At 61.0% G+C, this 15,451-nt stretch carries 18 protein-coding genes; 10 read left to right on the top strand and 8 right to left on the bottom strand.

Going from position 1 to position 15,451, the window contains the following annotated elements; all coding sequences use genetic code 11:
• The first annotated feature begins 3 nt into the window (after window positions 1-3).
• The 6 genes from EOK75_RS14970 (at window position 4) to EOK75_RS14945 (ending at window position 5,138) form a co-directional block, all read left to right on the top strand.
• A complete protein-coding gene (locus EOK75_RS14970; RefSeq protein WP_137194889.1) occupies window positions 4-1,074 on the top strand; it encodes a UDP-3-O-(3-hydroxymyristoyl)glucosamine N-acyltransferase in 1,071 nt (356 codons plus the stop codon).
• A gap of 11 nt (window positions 1,075-1,085) precedes the next feature.
• Window positions 1,086-1,346, top strand: a complete 261-nt coding sequence (locus EOK75_RS14965; protein ID WP_137194888.1) for an acyl carrier protein — start codon at window positions 1,086-1,088, stop codon at window positions 1,344-1,346.
• Window positions 1,343-2,551: a beta-ketoacyl-[acyl-carrier-protein] synthase family protein gene (locus tag EOK75_RS14960; RefSeq protein WP_137194887.1), complete on the top strand. Its 1,209-nt coding sequence runs from the start codon at window positions 1,343-1,345 to the stop codon at window positions 2,549-2,551. Before EOK75_RS14965 ends, EOK75_RS14960 begins: the two co-directional genes overlap by 4 nt.
• Window positions 2,552-2,617: 66 nt before the next feature.
• Window positions 2,618-3,367: a 5-oxoprolinase subunit B family protein gene (locus tag EOK75_RS14955; RefSeq protein ID WP_240794115.1), complete on the top strand. Its 750-nt coding sequence runs from the start codon at window positions 2,618-2,620 to the stop codon at window positions 3,365-3,367.
• The gene (locus EOK75_RS14950) at window positions 3,364-4,374 is read left to right on the top strand and encodes a 5-oxoprolinase subunit C family protein (RefSeq protein ID WP_137194886.1); all 1,011 of its coding nucleotides are present in this window, start codon (window positions 3,364-3,366) and stop codon (window positions 4,372-4,374) included. Before EOK75_RS14955 ends, EOK75_RS14950 begins: the two co-directional genes overlap by 4 nt.
• Entirely contained in the window at window positions 4,371-5,138 is a 768-nt protein-coding gene (locus tag EOK75_RS14945; RefSeq protein ID WP_137194885.1) for a LamB/YcsF family protein, read from the top strand. Before EOK75_RS14950 ends, EOK75_RS14945 begins: the two co-directional genes overlap by 4 nt.
• On the opposite strand, the gene EOK75_RS14940 is transcribed toward EOK75_RS14945, so the two are convergent.
• From EOK75_RS14940 to EOK75_RS14930, 4 genes are all read right to left on the bottom strand, one after another.
• Window positions 5,135-5,821 carry a M48 family metallopeptidase gene (locus tag EOK75_RS14940; RefSeq protein WP_137194884.1) on the bottom strand — a complete coding sequence of 229 codons (687 nt, stop codon included), beginning with the start codon at window positions 5,819-5,821 and terminating at the stop codon, window positions 5,135-5,137. The two genes, EOK75_RS14945 and EOK75_RS14940, sit on opposite strands and share 4 nt — an antisense overlap.
• A 55-nt stretch (window positions 5,822-5,876) precedes the next feature.
• Window positions 5,877-7,061: a vWA domain-containing protein gene (locus EOK75_RS14935; protein WP_137194883.1), complete on the bottom strand. Its 1,185-nt coding sequence runs from the start codon at window positions 7,059-7,061 to the stop codon at window positions 5,877-5,879.
• A gap of 4 nt (window positions 7,062-7,065) precedes the next feature.
• Window positions 7,066-7,230: a hypothetical protein gene (locus EOK75_RS20880; RefSeq protein WP_168199259.1), complete on the bottom strand. Its 165-nt coding sequence runs from the start codon at window positions 7,228-7,230 to the stop codon at window positions 7,066-7,068.
• A gap of 89 nt (window positions 7,231-7,319) precedes the next feature.
• Window positions 7,320-8,156, bottom strand: a complete 837-nt coding sequence (locus EOK75_RS14930) for an AAA family ATPase (RefSeq protein WP_137194882.1) — start codon at window positions 8,154-8,156, stop codon at window positions 7,320-7,322.
• Between the two features lie 172 nt (window positions 8,157-8,328).
• Here EOK75_RS14930 and dksA point away from each other — a divergent pair, with 172 nt between their 5' ends.
• Window positions 8,329-8,751 (top strand): RNA polymerase-binding protein DksA, encoded by a 423-nt coding sequence (gene dksA / locus EOK75_RS14925; protein ID WP_137195803.1) that lies wholly within the window; start codon window positions 8,329-8,331, stop codon window positions 8,749-8,751.
• An 84-nt stretch (window positions 8,752-8,835) separates the two neighbouring features.
• Window positions 8,836-10,002 (top strand): FAD-dependent monooxygenase, encoded by a 1,167-nt coding sequence (locus EOK75_RS14920; RefSeq protein ID WP_137194881.1) that lies wholly within the window; start codon window positions 8,836-8,838, stop codon window positions 10,000-10,002.
• On the opposite strand, the gene xth is transcribed toward EOK75_RS14920, so the two are convergent.
• Together xth and EOK75_RS14910 are read right to left on the bottom strand one after the other, a co-directional pair.
• Window positions 9,999-10,778 carry an exodeoxyribonuclease III gene (xth, locus tag EOK75_RS14915; protein WP_137194880.1) on the bottom strand — a complete coding sequence of 260 codons (780 nt, stop codon included), beginning with the start codon at window positions 10,776-10,778 and terminating at the stop codon, window positions 9,999-10,001. The two genes, EOK75_RS14920 and xth, sit on opposite strands and share 4 nt — an antisense overlap.
• Window positions 10,779-10,829: 51 nt before the next feature.
• Window positions 10,830-11,156, bottom strand: a complete 327-nt coding sequence (locus EOK75_RS14910) for a HesB/IscA family protein (protein ID WP_137195802.1) — start codon at window positions 11,154-11,156, stop codon at window positions 10,830-10,832.
• Window positions 11,157-11,313: 157 nt separating this feature from the next.
• Here EOK75_RS14910 and EOK75_RS14905 point away from each other — a divergent pair, with 157 nt between their 5' ends.
• Both EOK75_RS14905 and EOK75_RS14900 read left to right on the top strand, forming a co-directional pair.
• Window positions 11,314-12,504 (top strand): deoxyguanosinetriphosphate triphosphohydrolase, encoded by a 1,191-nt coding sequence (locus EOK75_RS14905; protein ID WP_137194879.1) that lies wholly within the window; start codon window positions 11,314-11,316, stop codon window positions 12,502-12,504.
• Window positions 12,494-14,302 (top strand): cation:proton antiporter, encoded by a 1,809-nt coding sequence (locus EOK75_RS14900; RefSeq protein ID WP_137194878.1) that lies wholly within the window; start codon window positions 12,494-12,496, stop codon window positions 14,300-14,302. Before EOK75_RS14905 ends, EOK75_RS14900 begins: the two co-directional genes overlap by 11 nt.
• On the opposite strand, the gene EOK75_RS14895 is transcribed toward EOK75_RS14900, so the two are convergent.
• Window positions 14,299-14,769 carry a disulfide bond formation protein B gene (locus EOK75_RS14895; RefSeq protein WP_137194877.1) on the bottom strand — a complete coding sequence of 157 codons (471 nt, stop codon included), beginning with the start codon at window positions 14,767-14,769 and terminating at the stop codon, window positions 14,299-14,301. The two genes, EOK75_RS14900 and EOK75_RS14895, sit on opposite strands and share 4 nt — an antisense overlap.
• Entirely contained in the window at window positions 14,766-15,344 is a 579-nt protein-coding gene (locus EOK75_RS14890) for a YqaA family protein (protein ID WP_137194876.1), read from the bottom strand. Before EOK75_RS14890 ends, EOK75_RS14895 begins: the two co-directional genes overlap by 4 nt.
• Between the last annotated feature and the right edge of the window lie 107 nt (window positions 15,345-15,451).

Genomic DNA, 15,451 nt, shown 5'->3' with positions numbered 1-15,451 from the left:
GCTATGGGCCATAGTATAGCTGACATCGCAAAAGCCCTCGGCGCAGAGGCGGCGGGGGATTTATCCGTGGTGGTGACGGGCGCGGCAGAGCCTGCCTCGGCCACAGCAGATCATCTGGCGCTGGCGATGGACCCGAAATACGCGGATGGTATCGGCAAGGGCAGCGCGGTTGCCGCCCTGCTTTGGCAAGGGGCTGATTGGCAAGCCTTGGGGCTGAAAGCCGCGATATTCGCGCCACGCGGGCGGCTTGCGATGGCGGGGCTGTCGCGGATGCTGGACGCAGGGCCGGTAATCGCGGATGGCATTCATGCGATGGCATTGGTGGACCCTTCGGCACAGATCGGTGAGGGGGCTGCGATTGCGCCCTTCGTGGTTATCGGGGCGGGCGTGGTCATTGGCCCCAATGCGCGTATTGCCAGCCATGTCTCTATTGCCGAGGGGGCGCGGATCGGGGCGGATGCGTTGATTTTGCAAGGCGCGCGGATTGGTGCGCGGGTGGTGATTGGCGATCGGTTCATTTGCCAGCCCGGTGCAGTGATCGGCGCTGATGGCTTTTCCTTTGTGACGCCGGAAAAATCGGGGGTCGAGGAAATCCGCGAGACCCTTGGCAAGCGTGATGGTGTGACCGCGCAAAGCTGGACACGTATCCATTCGCTTGGTGCGGTCAGTATCGGCGATGATGTGGAAATCGGCGCGAATGCCTGTATCGACCGCGGCACGATCCGCGATACCGCTATTGGCGATGGCACCAAGCTCGATAATCTTGTGCATATCGGGCATAACGTTCAGGTCGGGCAGGATTGTTTGCTGTGCGGGCAGGTCGGGGTTGCAGGGTCGTCGCGCATCGGGAACCGCGTGGTTCTGGCGGGGCAATGCGGTGTGAACGACAATATCTTCGTCGGCGATGATGTGATCGCGGGCGGGGCCACCAAAATCTTTACCAATGCGCCTGCGGGGCGGGTTTTGCTTGGCTATCCGGCGGTGAAAATGGAAACCCATCTAGAGATGCAAAAGGCCTTGCGTCGCTTGCCGCGCTGGATGAAAACCGCTTCGCAAGGACCTGATAAAACGTGAAGGTGCAGGCCATGACGATTGAGCAAAAGATACGCGGCATTATCGCCGAGCAAGCGATGCTGGACGTGGCGGATGTAACGCCTGAAAGCACGCTTGAAAGCCTCGGGGTTGATAGCCTCGGGCTGGTCGAAGCGATCTTTGCAATCGAGGAGGCCTTTGATGTCTCCGTCCCTTTCAACGCCAATGCACCGGAGGAGAGCGGGTTCGACCTGACTTCTGTTCGTACTATCACGGCGGCGGTGCAGGCCTTGATCGATCAGCAAACATCGTGAAGCGCGTTGTGATCACCGGGGCCGGCACGGTGAACGCGCTGGCGCAGGATGTGGCGGGCACCTTTGCCGGTTTTGCAGAAGGACGCTGCGGGATCGGCCCCTTGGATATTGCCGATGTCGACCGGCTTTCGGTGCGCATTGGCGCGCAGGTCAAGGGCTGGGACCCGCAGGCACATTTCAACCGCCAGCAGCTTGGGCTTTATGACAGGTTCACGCAGTTTGCCCTGATCGCGGCCAAACAGGCCGTGGCGCAATCGGGCCTTTCGTTCGAGGGCGCGCTGGGGGACGAGGCGGGCGTGGTGCTTGGCACGGCGGGCGGCGGATTGACCACCTCGGATGAAAACTACCGCGCGGTCTATGCCGAGGGGAAAAACCGCGTGCATCCCTTTGTGGTCCCCAAGCTGATGAATAACGCCGCCGCCAGCCATGTCTCGATGGCTTACGGTTTGCGCGGGCCGAGCTATAGCGTGGCAACGGCCTGTGCCAGTTCCAACCACGCGATGGGGCAGGCGTTCCATATGGTGCGCGCGGGCATGTCGCGGGCGATGGTGACGGGCGGTTCCGAGGCTATGCTTTGCTTTGGCGGGATCAAGGCCTGGGAGGGCTTGCGCGTCATGTCGCAGGATGGCTGCCGCCCCTTCAGCCTGACCCGCAACGGGATGGTGCAGGGCGAAGGCGCTGCGGTCTTTGTGTTTGAGGAACTTGACCATGCCCACGCCCGCGGGGCCGAAATTCTGGCCGAGGTGGTAGGCTTTGCCATGACCTCGGATGCATCCGATATCGTGATGCCATCGGCGCAAGGGGCGGCGCGGGCAATCTCGGGGGCGCTGCGTGATGCGCGGATCGATGCGGGTGAGGTCGGCTATATCAACGCGCATGGCACGGGGACGGCGGCCAATGACAAGACCGAATGTGCCGCCGTGCGCGATGTCTTCGGGGCGCATGCCGAGGGGCTGATGATTTCATCCACCAAATCGATGCACGGGCATTTAATCGGCGGCACCGGCGCGGTGGAGCTGCTTGCCTGCATCATGGCGCTGCGTGACGGGGTTATCGCACCCACGATCAACTATGAGGTGCCGGACCCCGATTGCGCGCTGGATGTGGTCCCGAATGAGGCGCGGTCGGCGCGGGTGGATGTGGCGCTGTCGAATGCCTTTGCTTTTGGCGGGTTGAATGCGGTTCTGGCTCTGCGTCGGCATTAAGGTGGCCTTGCCCTTTGTGGGCACGGGTGCCAGCATGGGCGCTTGAATATGCATAAGGGACAAAATTTGAAAACAGCCCAAAGCCCCGATTGGCCGCGTATTGCGCCGGTTGGTCTTGATGGTCTGCTGGTGCGTTTCGCCGATGCCCTGACCGAGCCTGCCAACCGTGCGGCCTTGGCTTTTCGCGCGGCGGTGGTGGGTGAGGGCTGGTCGGGGGTGGAGGAAACCTCAAGCGCGCTGGCGTCGGTTTATCTGCGGTTTGATCCGCTGCATCTGCGCCATGCGGATTTGACCGCGCGACTGGCTAGCCTGCTTGGGGCAAGGGATTGGTATGACGCGCCGCCGCCCCAAGGCCGCCGCTTCTGGCGCATCCCAACCCTTTACGGTACCGATGCCGCCCCGCAACTGGCCGAGGCGGCTGGCCTTGCGGGCGTGGACGTGAAGCAGGCGATTGCCGATCTGTCCGGGGCGCGCACGCGGGTGCTGACGCTTGGCTTTGCGCCCGGTCAGCCCTATCTGGGTGAACTCCCCCCTGCGTGGGATATTCCGCGACAGGCTGCGATCACCCCGCAGGTGCCAGTGGGGGCCTTGGTGGTTGCGGTGCGCCAGTTTGTGCTGTTCGCCAATGCCTCTCCCACGGGGTGGCGGCATGTCGGGCAAACCGCGTTTCGATGCTTTTTGCCCGAGGATGCCGATCCTTTCGCCCTGCGTGCGGGGGATGAGGTGCAGTTCTATGCGGTCTCTGCAGCGGAATATGCCAATATCCAGCGCGATACGACCAGCAACGGCGGCGCGGAGGCGGTGGCGATCACATGACCGATTTGCATATCCTTTCTGTCGGCCCCGGCGTCACGGTTCAGGACCTTGGCCGTTCGGGGCATATTGCCTCTGGCTTGTCGCAGGGGGGGGCTGCGGATAGATTGGCCTTGGCTGAAGGGGCGGCGCTTTTGCGTCAGCCTCCCGATCTTGCTGCATTGGAAATGGCCGGTTTCGGGGGCAGCTTTACCGCCACAGCCCCGTTGCGTATTGCCCTGACGGGCGCGCCCATGGCGGCGGCGATTGATGGCGCGCCGATTGCATGGAACGCGAGCCATCTGCTGCCAGCGGGTGAAACTTTGACCATTGGTGGTGCGCGCGCGGGCGTTTACGGCTATTTGACGCTTGGCGGGGGCATTGATACGGTTCCGGTCTTGGGCGCGCGTGCAGCGCATCTGGCGGCGGGCATCGGTACGGTGCTGGAGGCGGGCCAATCCCTGCCTCTTGGTCCCGATCTCGGTGGGCCGGTGGGGGAGGTTTTACCTGTTCAGGACCGGTTTCAGGGCGGCACCGCGCGGATATTGGCCTCTTTGCAGACCGATCTGTTTGATGCCGAGACGCTGGCCCGTTTTACCCGCACCTGCTTTTGCCGGGATGCCCGCGCCAACCGTCAGGGCGTGCGGCTGGTACCCGAGGGGGAGGGGTTCGGCCTGTCGTCGGGCCAGTCGATCCTGTCCGAGATTATCACCAAGGGCGATATCCAGATCCCCGGTGACGGCGCGCCCTATGTCTTGCTGCCCGAGGCGCAGACCACCGGGGGCTATCCGCGTATCGGCACGGTTATTCCGGCCGATCTGCCGATGCTGGCGCAGATCCCTGCGGGGGCGGCGGTGCGGTTTGCCTTTGTAACGCTGGATCAGGCGCTTGATATCGAAGCCAAAGACCGCGCCATGCGCCTATCCCTTGCCGCCCGATGCCACCCGCGCCTGCGCGCGCCAGAGGATATCGCGGATCTGCTGTCCTATCAGCTTATCTCGGGGATGATTACCGGAACGGAGGATTTATGACACTTACCGTCGATCTGAATGCCGATATGGGCGAGGGGTTTGGCCCTTGGGTCATGGGCGATGATGCAGGGCTTTTGCCGGTCATCACCTCGGCCAATATCGCTTGCGGCTTTCACGCAGGCGACCCTTCTGTGATGGCCGCGACAATGGCTGCGGCCATCAAGCAGGGGGTGGGGCTGGGCGCACATCCGGGCTTTGCCGATCTGCAGGGGTTCGGGCGTCGTCGTCTGTCACTAAGCCATGCTGAGTTGCGGAATATGGTTGGATATCAACTGGGTGCGGCACAAGCGATGGCGGCCTTGGCGGGCGGCAAGCTACGGCATTTGAAGCTGCACGGGGCCTTGGCCAATATGGCAGCCGAGGATGCGGGGATTGCCGTGGCCTGTTTTCAGGCGGCACGGGATGTGGCCCCCGACATCATCCTGATGGCCATCGCCGCGACCGCCCAGCAAGAGGCCGCGGAGGCAATCGGTGGCCCTTGGGTGGCAGAGGTCTTTGCCGACCGTGCCTATAATGATGATGCAACATTGGTTGATCGCAAGCTGCCGGGGGCGGTGATCCATGATGCCGAAACTGCCGCCGCGCGTATGGTGGAAATGATCCGCGCAGGGGCGATCATCACCCAAAGCGGCAAGCATATCCCCACGCCAATAGATACGATCTGTTTGCATGGGGATACGGAAAATGCGGTGACCATTGCGCGGGCTGTCCGTGCGGCACTTCAGGCGGCGGGCATTGGGGTGGCGCAGTTTCAGGGGCGTTAAACCAGCCCCCACTGCTTTTCGCGCGCCTCAATGGCGGCAATCCGCACCTCGGTTTTCGGGTGGGAGCGTAGCCATTGCGGCACCTCGGCACCGCCCGCGCCCGTCAGCCGGTCCAGCTTGGTGAAAAGCGACTTTTGCGCGGCCGTCCCGATGCCTGCCTTGACCAGCAAGGCGCTGGCATAGGCGTCGGCCTCATGCTCGGCGCGCCGCGACAGGCCTGCGCCCAATACGCGCGTGACATATGAGGCCACAAACACCCCCACAATCGGGATAAACCGGCTAAGCAAGGTCGCGATCATCATGAAGGCCGCGTTTTGCCCCGTCACGTCAATCATCCGCCGTTTGGTGTGGCCCAAGGCGACATGGCCCAATTCATGCGCGATCACCGAGGCGATTTCTTCAGCCGTGACAATCCCTTGGCGGTAGCGATCAATAAAACCTCGGGTCAGGAAGATGCGCCCGTCGGGGGCGGCCAACCCGTTCACCGGCTCTACGTCATAGACATGCACCGCGATCCTTGGCACCTCAAGCGCTGCGGCCATCCGGTCCAGCAAGGGGGCTAGCTGTGGGTCGCGCAGCGGCGTAGAGGCTTGGTCAAGATGCTTGCCCGTTTGCCATGCCGAAAAACGGTACATGACATAGGCCAGCACCAAGGGCAGCAAAATGGGAAGAAACTTTATCATGGGTATAATATGGGGTGAAAATACCCGTTGCAAAGGGCTGGGGCGAGGATAGCGGTCATCGGGTCAGGGCTTTGATGCCACGGGTGATGCCGTCCAGCGTCATCGGCACCATGCGATCTTGGGTGATCTCTTGGATCAGGCGGATCGAATGGGTGTGGTCCCAAAAGCGTTCCGGCGTGGGGTTGATCCAGAGGTGCGAGGGCCACTGCTGGAAAAACCGCTCCAGCCAGACCTGACCGGATTCTTGGTTCCAATGCTCATTTGCGCCGCCGGGGTGGAGGACCTCATAGGGGCTCATGCTGGCGTCACCGACAAAGATGCATTTCCAATCAGGGCCGTAGGTGCGCAAAATGTCCCATGTTGGGGTCTGCGCATCCCAGCGGCGGCGGTTGTCGCGCCACAACCCTTCATAGACGCAGTTGTGGAAATAGAAATGCTCCAGATGCCGGAATTCAGACCTTGCGGCGCTGAAGAGCTCCTCCACCACTTTGACATATGGGTCCATCGAACCGCCAACATCGAGAAACAGCAAGACCTTCACGGCGTTGCGGCGTTCAGGGCGGGTTTGCACATCGAGATAGCCATGCTCGGCAGTGGCACGGATGGTGTGATCGAGGTCCAGCTCTTCGGCGGCACCGTCACGGGCCCATTTGCGCAGACGCTTCAAGGCGACCTTGATGTTGCGGGTGCCCAGTTCGACCGAGTCGTCGAGGTTCTTGAACTCGCGCTTGTCCCAGACCTTTACGGCGCGGCCATGGCGGCCCTCTTTTTGGCCGATGCGCACGCCCTCGGGATTGTAGCCATAGGCGCCAAAGGGGGATGTGCCTGCGGTGCCGACCCACTTATTGCCGCCCTGATGCCGGCCCTTTTGTTCCTCCAGCCGCTGTTTCAGCGTTTCCATCAGCTTGTCGAAACCGCCCATGGCCTCTACCGCCGCGCGCTCTTCGGCGCTGAGGTGTTTTTCGGCAAGCTTTCGCAACCATTCCTCGGGCAGGTCCAGCGCGTCGATAACGGCCTGCGGCGTGACTGTCTCCAACCCCTTGAAACTGGCGGCAAAGGCCTGATCGAAACGGTCGAGATGGCGTTCGTCCTTTACCATCGTCAGGCGGGCAAGATAGTAAAACCCGTCAACGTCATAGGTAACCAGCCCGGCCACAACCCCTTCTAGAAAAGAGAGGTATTCGCGCAGGCTGACCGGAACCCCGTGCTTTCGCAATGTCTCGAAGAAGGGCAAGAACATCGGATCAGTAAGCGCGGTTCAAAAAGACGGTGATAAAAAGGCCCAGAATACCAAGGGCGATGCCGAAACCGGCGCCGTATTGCAGTTTGTCCAGCATCTTGCCGCCACGCTTATGCGCGAGGCCGGCCCCGATGATGGCCCCTACGAGAATTGCGCCCAAAACGATCATTCATTCGCCCCCAAAACAGGGCGGCTTCTTCCCGCCCGTCAAATTCATCCCTGCCATACCGCGCCCGGCCCCGACTGTCTATGGACCGCCTAGCGCTGCCCCCGTGCCATAAAGGCGAGACGTTCGAAAAGATGCACGTCTTGCTCGTTCTTGAGGAGGGCACCGTGCAGACGCGGCAATGACACCTTGTCACGCGCCAGATCCTTCGGCCCCAGATCTTCGGCCAAAAGCAGCTTCAGCCAGTCGAGAACCTCACTGGTGGAGGGCTTTTTCTTGAGGCCGGGGACCTCGCGCAGCTCATAGAACTGGGTGAGGGCGGCGGTCAGCAAGCCGTCCTTGATACCGGGAAAGTGAACCTCGACGATCCGGCGCAGGGTCTCCATTTCCGGAAAGCGGATGAAGTGAAAGAAACAGCGGCGCAAGAACGCGTCGGGCAGTTCCTTTTCATTGTTGGAGGTGATGATGACGATGGGGCGGTGGCGCGCCTTGACCATCTCGCCGGTCTCATAGACAAAAAACTCCATCTGGTCGAGTTCTTGCAAAAGGTCATTGGGGAATTCGATGTCGGCTTTGTCGATCTCGTCGATCAAAAGAACCACGCGTTCCTCGGCATCAAAAGCCTGCCAAAGCTTGCCCTTGCGGATGTAGTTTTTGACGTCATGAACGCGCTCGTCGCCCAGCTGGCTATCGCGCAAACGGCTGACGGCGTCATACTCATAAAGGCCTTGTTGTGCCTTGGTGGTGGATTTGACGTTCCATTCCAGCAAGGGCATGCCAAGCGATTGCGCCACTTGCCGGGCCAGCTCGGTTTTTCCGGTGCCCGGCTCGCCCTTCACCAGCAAGGGGCGTTGCAAAATAACGGCGGCGTTGACGGCAACTGTCAGGTCTTCGGTGGCTATGTAGCTGTCTGTGGACGCAAATTTCATCTTCTGGCTGTAGCCCCTCTTATTTTTACGTGCCGAACCTATCCGCGGCATCAAAATCTCGCAACCGCTAGTGACAATCGCGACAGCTTCCTTTAATGCACCGCTAACAGGAGTGTTTGGAATGTCAAATATCCCTTTGTCGGATACGATCGATCAACTGGAGATTCACGAGATGAAGGCACAGTCCTTTCTTCCCGACGATTACCGCCCAGCTGAAAGCGAACCATTCATGAATGATCGCCAGCTGGAATATTTTCGTCGCAAGCTGGTGACGTGGAAGCAAGAGTTGCTGGAGCAATCTGCCGAAACCATTGAGGTGTTGCAAGGGTCTGCGCGTGCGGTGCCGGATGTTGCCGACCGCGCATCCGAAGAAACCGACCGCGCGCTGGAACTGCGCACCCGTGACCGGCAGCGCAAGCTGGTGGCCAAAATCGATGCGGCCCTTCGGCGTGTTGAAAACGGCGAATTCGGATATTGCGAGGCTTCTGGGGAACCGATTTCCCTCAAGCGGCTTGATGCGCGCCCGATTGCGACCATGACGCTGGAAGCGCAGGAAAAGCACGAACGCCGCGAACGGGTTCACCGCGAAGATTGATTTTCCCGTCACGACGGGTGACGGTGTCTTGAACCAAGGCCAGACCCGTTGGTCTGGCCTTGGTGCTTTTGGAAGGCCCAAAAGATGATGTTAAAGAGCATGGATATCACGGTTCTGGGCGCTGGTGTTGCCGGTTTGGCGGTTGGCACAGCCCTTGCGCAGCGCGGGGCCAAGGTGACGCTTTTGGAACAGGCCGATGCCATCCGCGAGGTTGGCGCAGGTTTGCAGGTGTCGCCTAACGGGGCCGCAGTGATGCGCGCGCTTGGCCTTGAAACCGCTTTGAATGCGGGTTCTGTTGCCGGGCAGGCCGTGCATCTGCGCGATGGCTATAGCGGCGATACGGTGACGAGGCTGGACCTGACAAGCCGCGGCCAAACCTTTCATCTGATGCACCGCGCCGATTTGATCGAGATTTTGCGCAAAGCCGCCGCGGATGCAGGCGTCGAGATGCAGCTTTTGCAACGGATCGAGCAGGTGGACCTTTCGGGCAGCCAGCCGCGTCTGATCACCGCCCAAGGGGCAGAGCGCAAGGTGAGCTTTCTGATCGGTGCCGACGGGCTTCATTCCAAGGTGCGCGCGGCGCTCAACGGGGTGGTGGCGCCATTCTTTACCCATCAGGTAGCATGGCGCGCGCTGATCCCTGCCGAAGCCGATGCACCAGCCGAGGCAGAGGTGCATATGGGGGCGGGTCGTCATCTGGTTAGCTATCCTTTGCGTGGCGGCACTTTGCGCAACATCGTGGCCGTCGAAGAACGTCGCCAATGGGTTGAGGAAAGCTGGAACCTGCGCGATGATCCGATGGAAATGCGACTGGCGTTCGAAGGGTTCAGCCCGCGTGTTCAGAAATGGTTGGAGCAGGTGGACGATGTCTGGCTTTGGGGCTTGTTCCGCCATCCGGTCGCCAAACGCTGGCATGGCACCCGCGCGGCAATCCTTGGTGATGCGGCGCATCCAACGCTGCCGTTCCTTGCCCAAGGTGCGAATATGGCGTTGGAAGATGCTTGGGTTCTGGCCGATTGTCTTGATCGTTTCGGGCCGGAAAAGGGGCTGACGGCATATCAATCAGCGCGGGCGCATCGCTGTGCGCGAATTGTTCAGGCCGCCAATGGCAATGCCCGCGCCTATCATCTGCGTGAGCCGATGCGCAGTTTGGCGCATCTGGGCCTGCGGCTGGGCGGGGCTATGGCGCCGGGTTTGGCGCTTAAGCGATATGACTGGATTTACAGCCACGATGTGACCGCCTCGCGCTAGGCGGCGAGGTCGATCCAGACGGGTACGTGATCCGAGGGCTTCTCCTCGGCCCGCACTTCGCGGTCAATCCGGCAATCGCGTAACAGATCAGCCGCTTGCGGTGACAAAAGCAGGTGATCGATGCGGATGCCGTTGTTCTTTTGCCAGGCGCCGGCCTGATAATCCCAAAAGCTGTATTGGCCAGCGGCTTGGTTTTGCGCACGAAACGCATCCGTCAGGCCAAGGTTCACGATACGGCGGTATGCGGCGCGGGTGGCGGGTAGGAACAGCGCATCCTCGGTCCACGCCAGCGGGTTTGCGGCATCCTCGGGCTGGGGGATGACATTGTAGTCGCCGGCAACCACCAAGGGTTCCTCAAGGCGCAGCAGTTCGGCCACCCGCGCCTCCATCCGCGCCATCCACGCCAGCTTGTAATCATATTTCGGCCCCGGCACAGGGTTGCCATTGGGCAAATAAAGCCCGCACAGCCGCACCGCGCGATCGCCCATCACGGTTGCCTCGATCCAGCGGGATTGCTCGTCGGTATCGTCGCCGGGCAACCCGCGCACAATATCTTCCAACGGCAGACGAGACAGGATCGCAACCCCGTTAAACCCCTTTTGTCCGTGGGTTTCGACTTGGTAACCCATATCCTCGAACAGGGTGCGCGGGAAGTTTTCATCGACGGATTTGATCTCTTGCAAGGCCACTGCATCGGGTTTGGCCGCCTCTAGCCAGCGGGGCAATGCGTCGATACGGGCCTTGATACCGTTGATGTTGAATGTCGCTAGCTTCATATAGCCCCCTGTTTTGCCTTGTTCTAAGCGGGCAGGGGGCTAGGGGCAAGCTTACATGGAAAACGAGGTGCCACAGCCACAAGAGCTGCTGGCGTTCGGGTTCTCGATCACAAAGCGCGCGCCGATCAGCTCTTCAGAGAAATCGATCACGGCATTGGCAAGGAAGGGCATCGACACCTCATCCACCAGCACCTTCATGCCGTCTTTTTCAAAGATGGTATCATCGGCGGCAGGATCATCAAGCCGGATATCATATTGAAAGCCGGAACAGCCGCCGCCTTCGACGGCCACACGCAGGGCTTTGACTTCGCCCGCTTCCTCGGCAATCTCGGCCAGTCGGGCAAACGCACGGTCGGTTACGCGGGGGGGCAGGGTCAATGTCATGTTAGGGCCTATCGGTCACGGGGGCTTTTCCCCAATATAGGGGCGTGGCGTCACTGCGACAAGAGATGTGCAGGGTGGGTGCCATCTTTAACAGAATCGCTTATAGGGGAAAGTTGATAGCCGCGATGAGCGGCCCAATAGGTTTGACATTATGCTCGCACCCTTTGCCTGCCAGCCGGACGCCTCCCGTGGTCGATTGCACACTGAACGGATGTCGTCTTTCCGTTCCGCCTTCCAGCGCGACCGCGACCGGATCATCCATTCCTCGGCGTTCCGGCGGTTGAAACACAAGACGCAGGTCTTTGTGGAACATGAGGGCGATTATTACCGCACCCGCCTGACCCATTCGATCGAGGTGGCGCAGGTAGCGCGCACAATCTCGGGGGTGTTGGGCCTGAATACCGATCTGGCCGAGGCGATTGCCTTGGCGCATGATCTGGGCCACACCCCCTTTGGCCATACGGGCGAGGATGCCCTAGCCGATCTGATGGCCCCTTATGGCGGGTTTGATCACAACGCGCAGGCCCTGCGGATCGTCACACGGCTGGAGCGGCACTATGCCGATTTCGACGGGCTGAACCTGACATGGGAATCGCTGGAGGGCATCGCCAAGCACAACGGTCCCGTTGTCGCGGGCGTGGGGGAGGAGCTTCCCTATGCGCTGGCAGAGGCGAATGCCGAATGGGATCTGGAGCTGCAAACTTTTGCCAGCGCCGAGGCGCAGGTGGCGGCCATCGCCGATGACATCGCCTATTCGCACCATGATCTGCATGACGGCCTGCGGTCGGGCCTCTTCAACGAAGATGACCTGATGGAGCTGCCCGTCACCGGCCCCGCGTTCGAGGCGGTGGATGCGCTGCACCCTGGCCTCGATAAAATGCGCAGGCGGCATGAGGCGCTGCGCCGTGTCTTTGGCCGTATGGTTGAGGATGTGATCGCGGTGGCCAACATCCGCCTTACGGCTGCCAATCCGCAATCGGAGCATGATATTCGTGCGATGGATGATACCGTGATCCGCTTTTCCAAACCGCTTTACCAAGAGCTGAAGGCAATCCGCTCGTTCCTTTTCACCAGAATGTACCGCGCCCCCAGCGTGATGGAAGAGCGCGCGCGGGTTACAACGGTCGTGCGCGATCTGTTCCCGCTGTTCATGTCACAGCCCGAAACCCTGCCGGACGAGTGGCGCGATGATGTGGCCCGTGCCGATACGCAAACCCTGCTAGCGCGCATTGTGGCCGACTATGTTGCCGGTATGACCGACCGTTTCGCGCTGCAAGAACATGCGCGTCTGTTCCAAACCGGCGACCTGACCGCGCAGAAGGCAAGCCCCTATGGCCGTTGAATCCGCGGGCTTAAGCCCGGTTGAGGCGTTTGCCCTTGTCGGGGTGATCGGGGTCGGGGCGCAGTGGCTGGCGTGGCGCATCCAGATGCCCGCGATTGTGCTGATGCTGCTGGCGGGGTTGATCGTCGGGCCGGTCACGGGGGTGTTTATCCCGTCGCGCGATATTGGGGATCTGGTCGGGCCGATGATCTCGGTCGCGGTTGCAGTGATCTTGTTCGAGGGCGGGCTGACGCTGAATTTTCATGCGCTGCAGGATGCGGCAAAGGGGGTGCGGCGGCTGGTGATTATCGGCGCGCCCTTGGGCTGGTTGACCTCGGCCCTTGCGGTGCATTACGGGGCAGGATTAGGCTGGGGGGCATCTGCGGTGTTCGGCGGCATCATGATTGTGACCGGCCCGACTGTTATCGCGCCTTTGCTGCGTCAGGCGCGTTTGTCACGCAGGCCTGCGGCCTTGCTGCAATGGGAAGCGATTGTAAACGATCCGGTGGGCGCGCTTGCGGCGGTGCTTGCCTTTGCAGCCGTGCAGGTTTTGGCGACCAATTCGGATGCCTCGGATGCGGCGGTGCATTTCTTTAGCGGGATTTTCTTTGCCACGCTGACGGGGCTTTTGGCGGGGCGCGGCATTGCCTATGCCTTCCGGCGTGGGCTGGTGCCCGAGTATATGAAAATTCCGGTGTTGTTTGTGGTGCTTTTGGGGGCCTTCGCCCTGACGGACCGTTTGATGCACGAAAGCGGGTTGTTGGCGGTAACGGTGATGGGGCTTGTGATCGCCAATGCGCAATTGCCCAGCTATGAGGAGCTGCGCCGTTTTAAGGAACATGCGACGATCTTGCTGGTGTCTGGCGTGTTTATCCTGTTGGCGGCGGGGCTGAAGATGGAGGCGCTGCTGGCACTTGATCTGCGGGCGGTGCTGTTTGTGCTGCTGGTCGTTCTGGTGGCGCGGCCCTTTACGGTGATGGTGGCGCTTCTGGGCACCGACCTGCCAATGAAAGAGCGTGTCTTGGTTGCCTTTACCGGCCCGCGCGGCGTGGTCTTGATGGCCGTGGCGGGGCTGTTTGGCGAAAGGCTGGTGGGTTTGGGGATTGCGGATGGTGCTGCAATCGGGCCGCTGGCATTCGCGCTTGTTGCCTCGACCGTGGTGATAAACGGCTTTGGGCTAACGCCGCTGGCCAGCCTTTTGGGCCTGCGCGCGGCCGAGGTGCCGGGGGTGCTTTTGGTGGGCGGTACGCGGCTTACGGCGGGCCTGGGTGCGGCCTTGCAAAAGGCAGAAATTCCGGTGCTGATCACCGATATGAACCTTGGCCGCTTGCGCCTTGCCCGCGCGGAAGGCCTGCCGGTGTTTTACGGCGATATCCTGTCAGAGGCGGCGGAAAGTCAGGTGGAGTTCATCGGCTTTTCTACGATTTTCGCGGCGACGGATAATGACAGCTACAACACGCTGGTCGCCACCGATCTGGCCCCTGAATTTGGCCGCGACAAGGTCTGGCAACTGCCGCGCGACAAAAGTGAAAGCCAGCGCCACAGCCTGCCGGTCACGCTTGGCGGGCGCAGGCTGGGTGACGGGCGCACCTATCATGAGCTGGAGGCGCTGTTGATTCAGGGCTGGACCGTGCGAACCACCAAGCTGACCGAGGAATACGGGTTTGAGGATTGGCGCAACGACCGGCCGGAGTCGGTCTTGCTGTGTGAAATTCCGGCCAAGGGTGATTTGCGGCTGGTGGCACCCGAAAGCAAAACAGTTCCGGCAGCCGGGTCCAAGCTGATCGCGATCTCACCGCCCAAGGCAGACGCCGCTTAGGCGGCGTCTTTGCGCGCCGCCGCCAGCCAGACCAGCGCCAGCACCACCGACAGGATCCCGTTCCAGGATGCCATCGAAAGGCCGAACATTTCCCAAGCGACCGCATCGCAGCGCACGGGGGCGGCAATCACGACACTCGGGTTGAGCAGATCATCCACGCTCAACCCGCCCAGCGATCCGCCACTGCAAGAGGCAAGCCCCTCCCACCAAGCGCGTTCTACCCCGGTGTGGAACAGCGCAACACCGGCTGAGGCAAGGGCTGCAAGCGCGCCCAGATAGGGCAACAGCCGCGCGCCGCAAAACAGGGCAAACACCCCGATGGCAATCGCCGCCGCATGGGGCCAACGCTGCAAAAGGCACAGCTCACAGGGGAACATACCGCCGATATATTGAAACCCAAACGCCCCCAGCAAAAGCCCCGCAGAGCCCGCCGCCGCCAAAAATACCAGTTTGTTTCGCTGGCTCATAGATACCTCACAGCTGCAAATCCGGCGATCAGAAGAACCACCGCGAGGGTGAACATAAGACCAAGTCGGCGTTCAATAAAATCACGTATCGGTGCGCCGAATTTATAGAGCAATGCGGCGATCAGGAAAAACCGCAAGCCACGTGCAACCACACTGGCCAGCATGAACACCGGAAACGACAGGTTCGTGGCCCCTGACAGGATCGTGATGACCTTATAGGGAAAGGGCGTGACGCCGGCGATCAATACAGCCCAAGCACCATATTCATTATAGCGGGTTTGGAAACTGATGAAACTGTCGGTCTTGCCATAAAATTCCAGCACCGGCAGGCCGATTTGCTCAAAGAACTGCGCCCCGATGAAATAGCCGAACGCCCCCCCCAGCACCGATGCAGCGGTGGCCACACCTGCGATCAAGAAAGCGCGGCGCGGGGCTGCGATGATCATCGGGATCATCAGGATATCGGGCGGGATGGGAAAGACGGAGCTTTCGATGAAGGCCACCAGCGCCAGCGCCCAAAGTGCGTTGGGGGATTGGGCCAGCCCCAACGTCCAGTTGTACAATGCGCGGATCATGGATGCTCCTATATCTTTGGAGCCTTGCATCACGCGGCGCAAGGCCCGTCAAGAGGACAAACAGGCTTCCTGAAAACTGGGGGCTGGGATATCGTGACTGCGAAAAC

This window comes from Pseudorhodobacter turbinis, assembly GCF_005234135.1.
In the GTDB taxonomy this organism is placed as follows: domain Bacteria; phylum Pseudomonadota; class Alphaproteobacteria; order Rhodobacterales; family Rhodobacteraceae; genus Pseudorhodobacter; species Pseudorhodobacter turbinis.
Note: the sequence above shows the minus strand (reverse complement) of the source record. Positions and strands in the feature narration are given on the sequence as shown.

Coding starts and splice junctions, on each gene's coding strand:
- EOK75_RS14970 (WP_137194889.1), top strand. CDS start 4: ATGGGCCATAGTATAGCTGACATCGCAAAAGCCCTCGGCGCAGAGGCG.
- EOK75_RS14965 (WP_137194888.1), top strand. CDS start 1,086: ATGACGATTGAGCAAAAGATACGCGGCATTATCGCCGAGCAAGCGATG.
- EOK75_RS14950 (WP_137194886.1), top strand. CDS start 3,364: ATGACCGATTTGCATATCCTTTCTGTCGGCCCCGGCGTCACGGTTCAG.
- EOK75_RS14945 (WP_137194885.1), top strand. CDS start 4,371: ATGACACTTACCGTCGATCTGAATGCCGATATGGGCGAGGGGTTTGGC.
- EOK75_RS14940 (WP_137194884.1), bottom strand. CDS start 5,821: ATGATAAAGTTTCTTCCCATTTTGCTGCCCTTGGTGCTGGCCTATGTC.
- EOK75_RS14935 (WP_137194883.1), bottom strand. CDS start 7,061: ATGTTCTTGCCCTTCTTCGAGACATTGCGAAAGCACGGGGTTCCGGTC.
- EOK75_RS20880 (WP_168199259.1), bottom strand. CDS start 7,230: ATGATCGTTTTGGGCGCAATTCTCGTAGGGGCCATCATCGGGGCCGGC.
- EOK75_RS14930 (WP_137194882.1), bottom strand. CDS start 8,156: ATGAAATTTGCGTCCACAGACAGCTACATAGCCACCGAAGACCTGACA.
- dksA (WP_137195803.1), top strand. CDS start 8,329: ATGAAGGCACAGTCCTTTCTTCCCGACGATTACCGCCCAGCTGAAAGC.
- EOK75_RS14920 (WP_137194881.1), top strand. CDS start 8,836: ATGATGTTAAAGAGCATGGATATCACGGTTCTGGGCGCTGGTGTTGCC.
- xth (WP_137194880.1), bottom strand. CDS start 10,778: ATGAAGCTAGCGACATTCAACATCAACGGTATCAAGGCCCGTATCGAC.
- EOK75_RS14905 (WP_137194879.1), top strand. CDS start 11,314: ATGCTCGCACCCTTTGCCTGCCAGCCGGACGCCTCCCGTGGTCGATTG.
- EOK75_RS14900 (WP_137194878.1), top strand. CDS start 12,494: ATGGCCGTTGAATCCGCGGGCTTAAGCCCGGTTGAGGCGTTTGCCCTT.
- EOK75_RS14895 (WP_137194877.1), bottom strand. CDS start 14,769: ATGAGCCAGCGAAACAAACTGGTATTTTTGGCGGCGGCGGGCTCTGCG.
- EOK75_RS14890 (WP_137194876.1), bottom strand. CDS start 15,344: ATGATCCGCGCATTGTACAACTGGACGTTGGGGCTGGCCCAATCCCCC.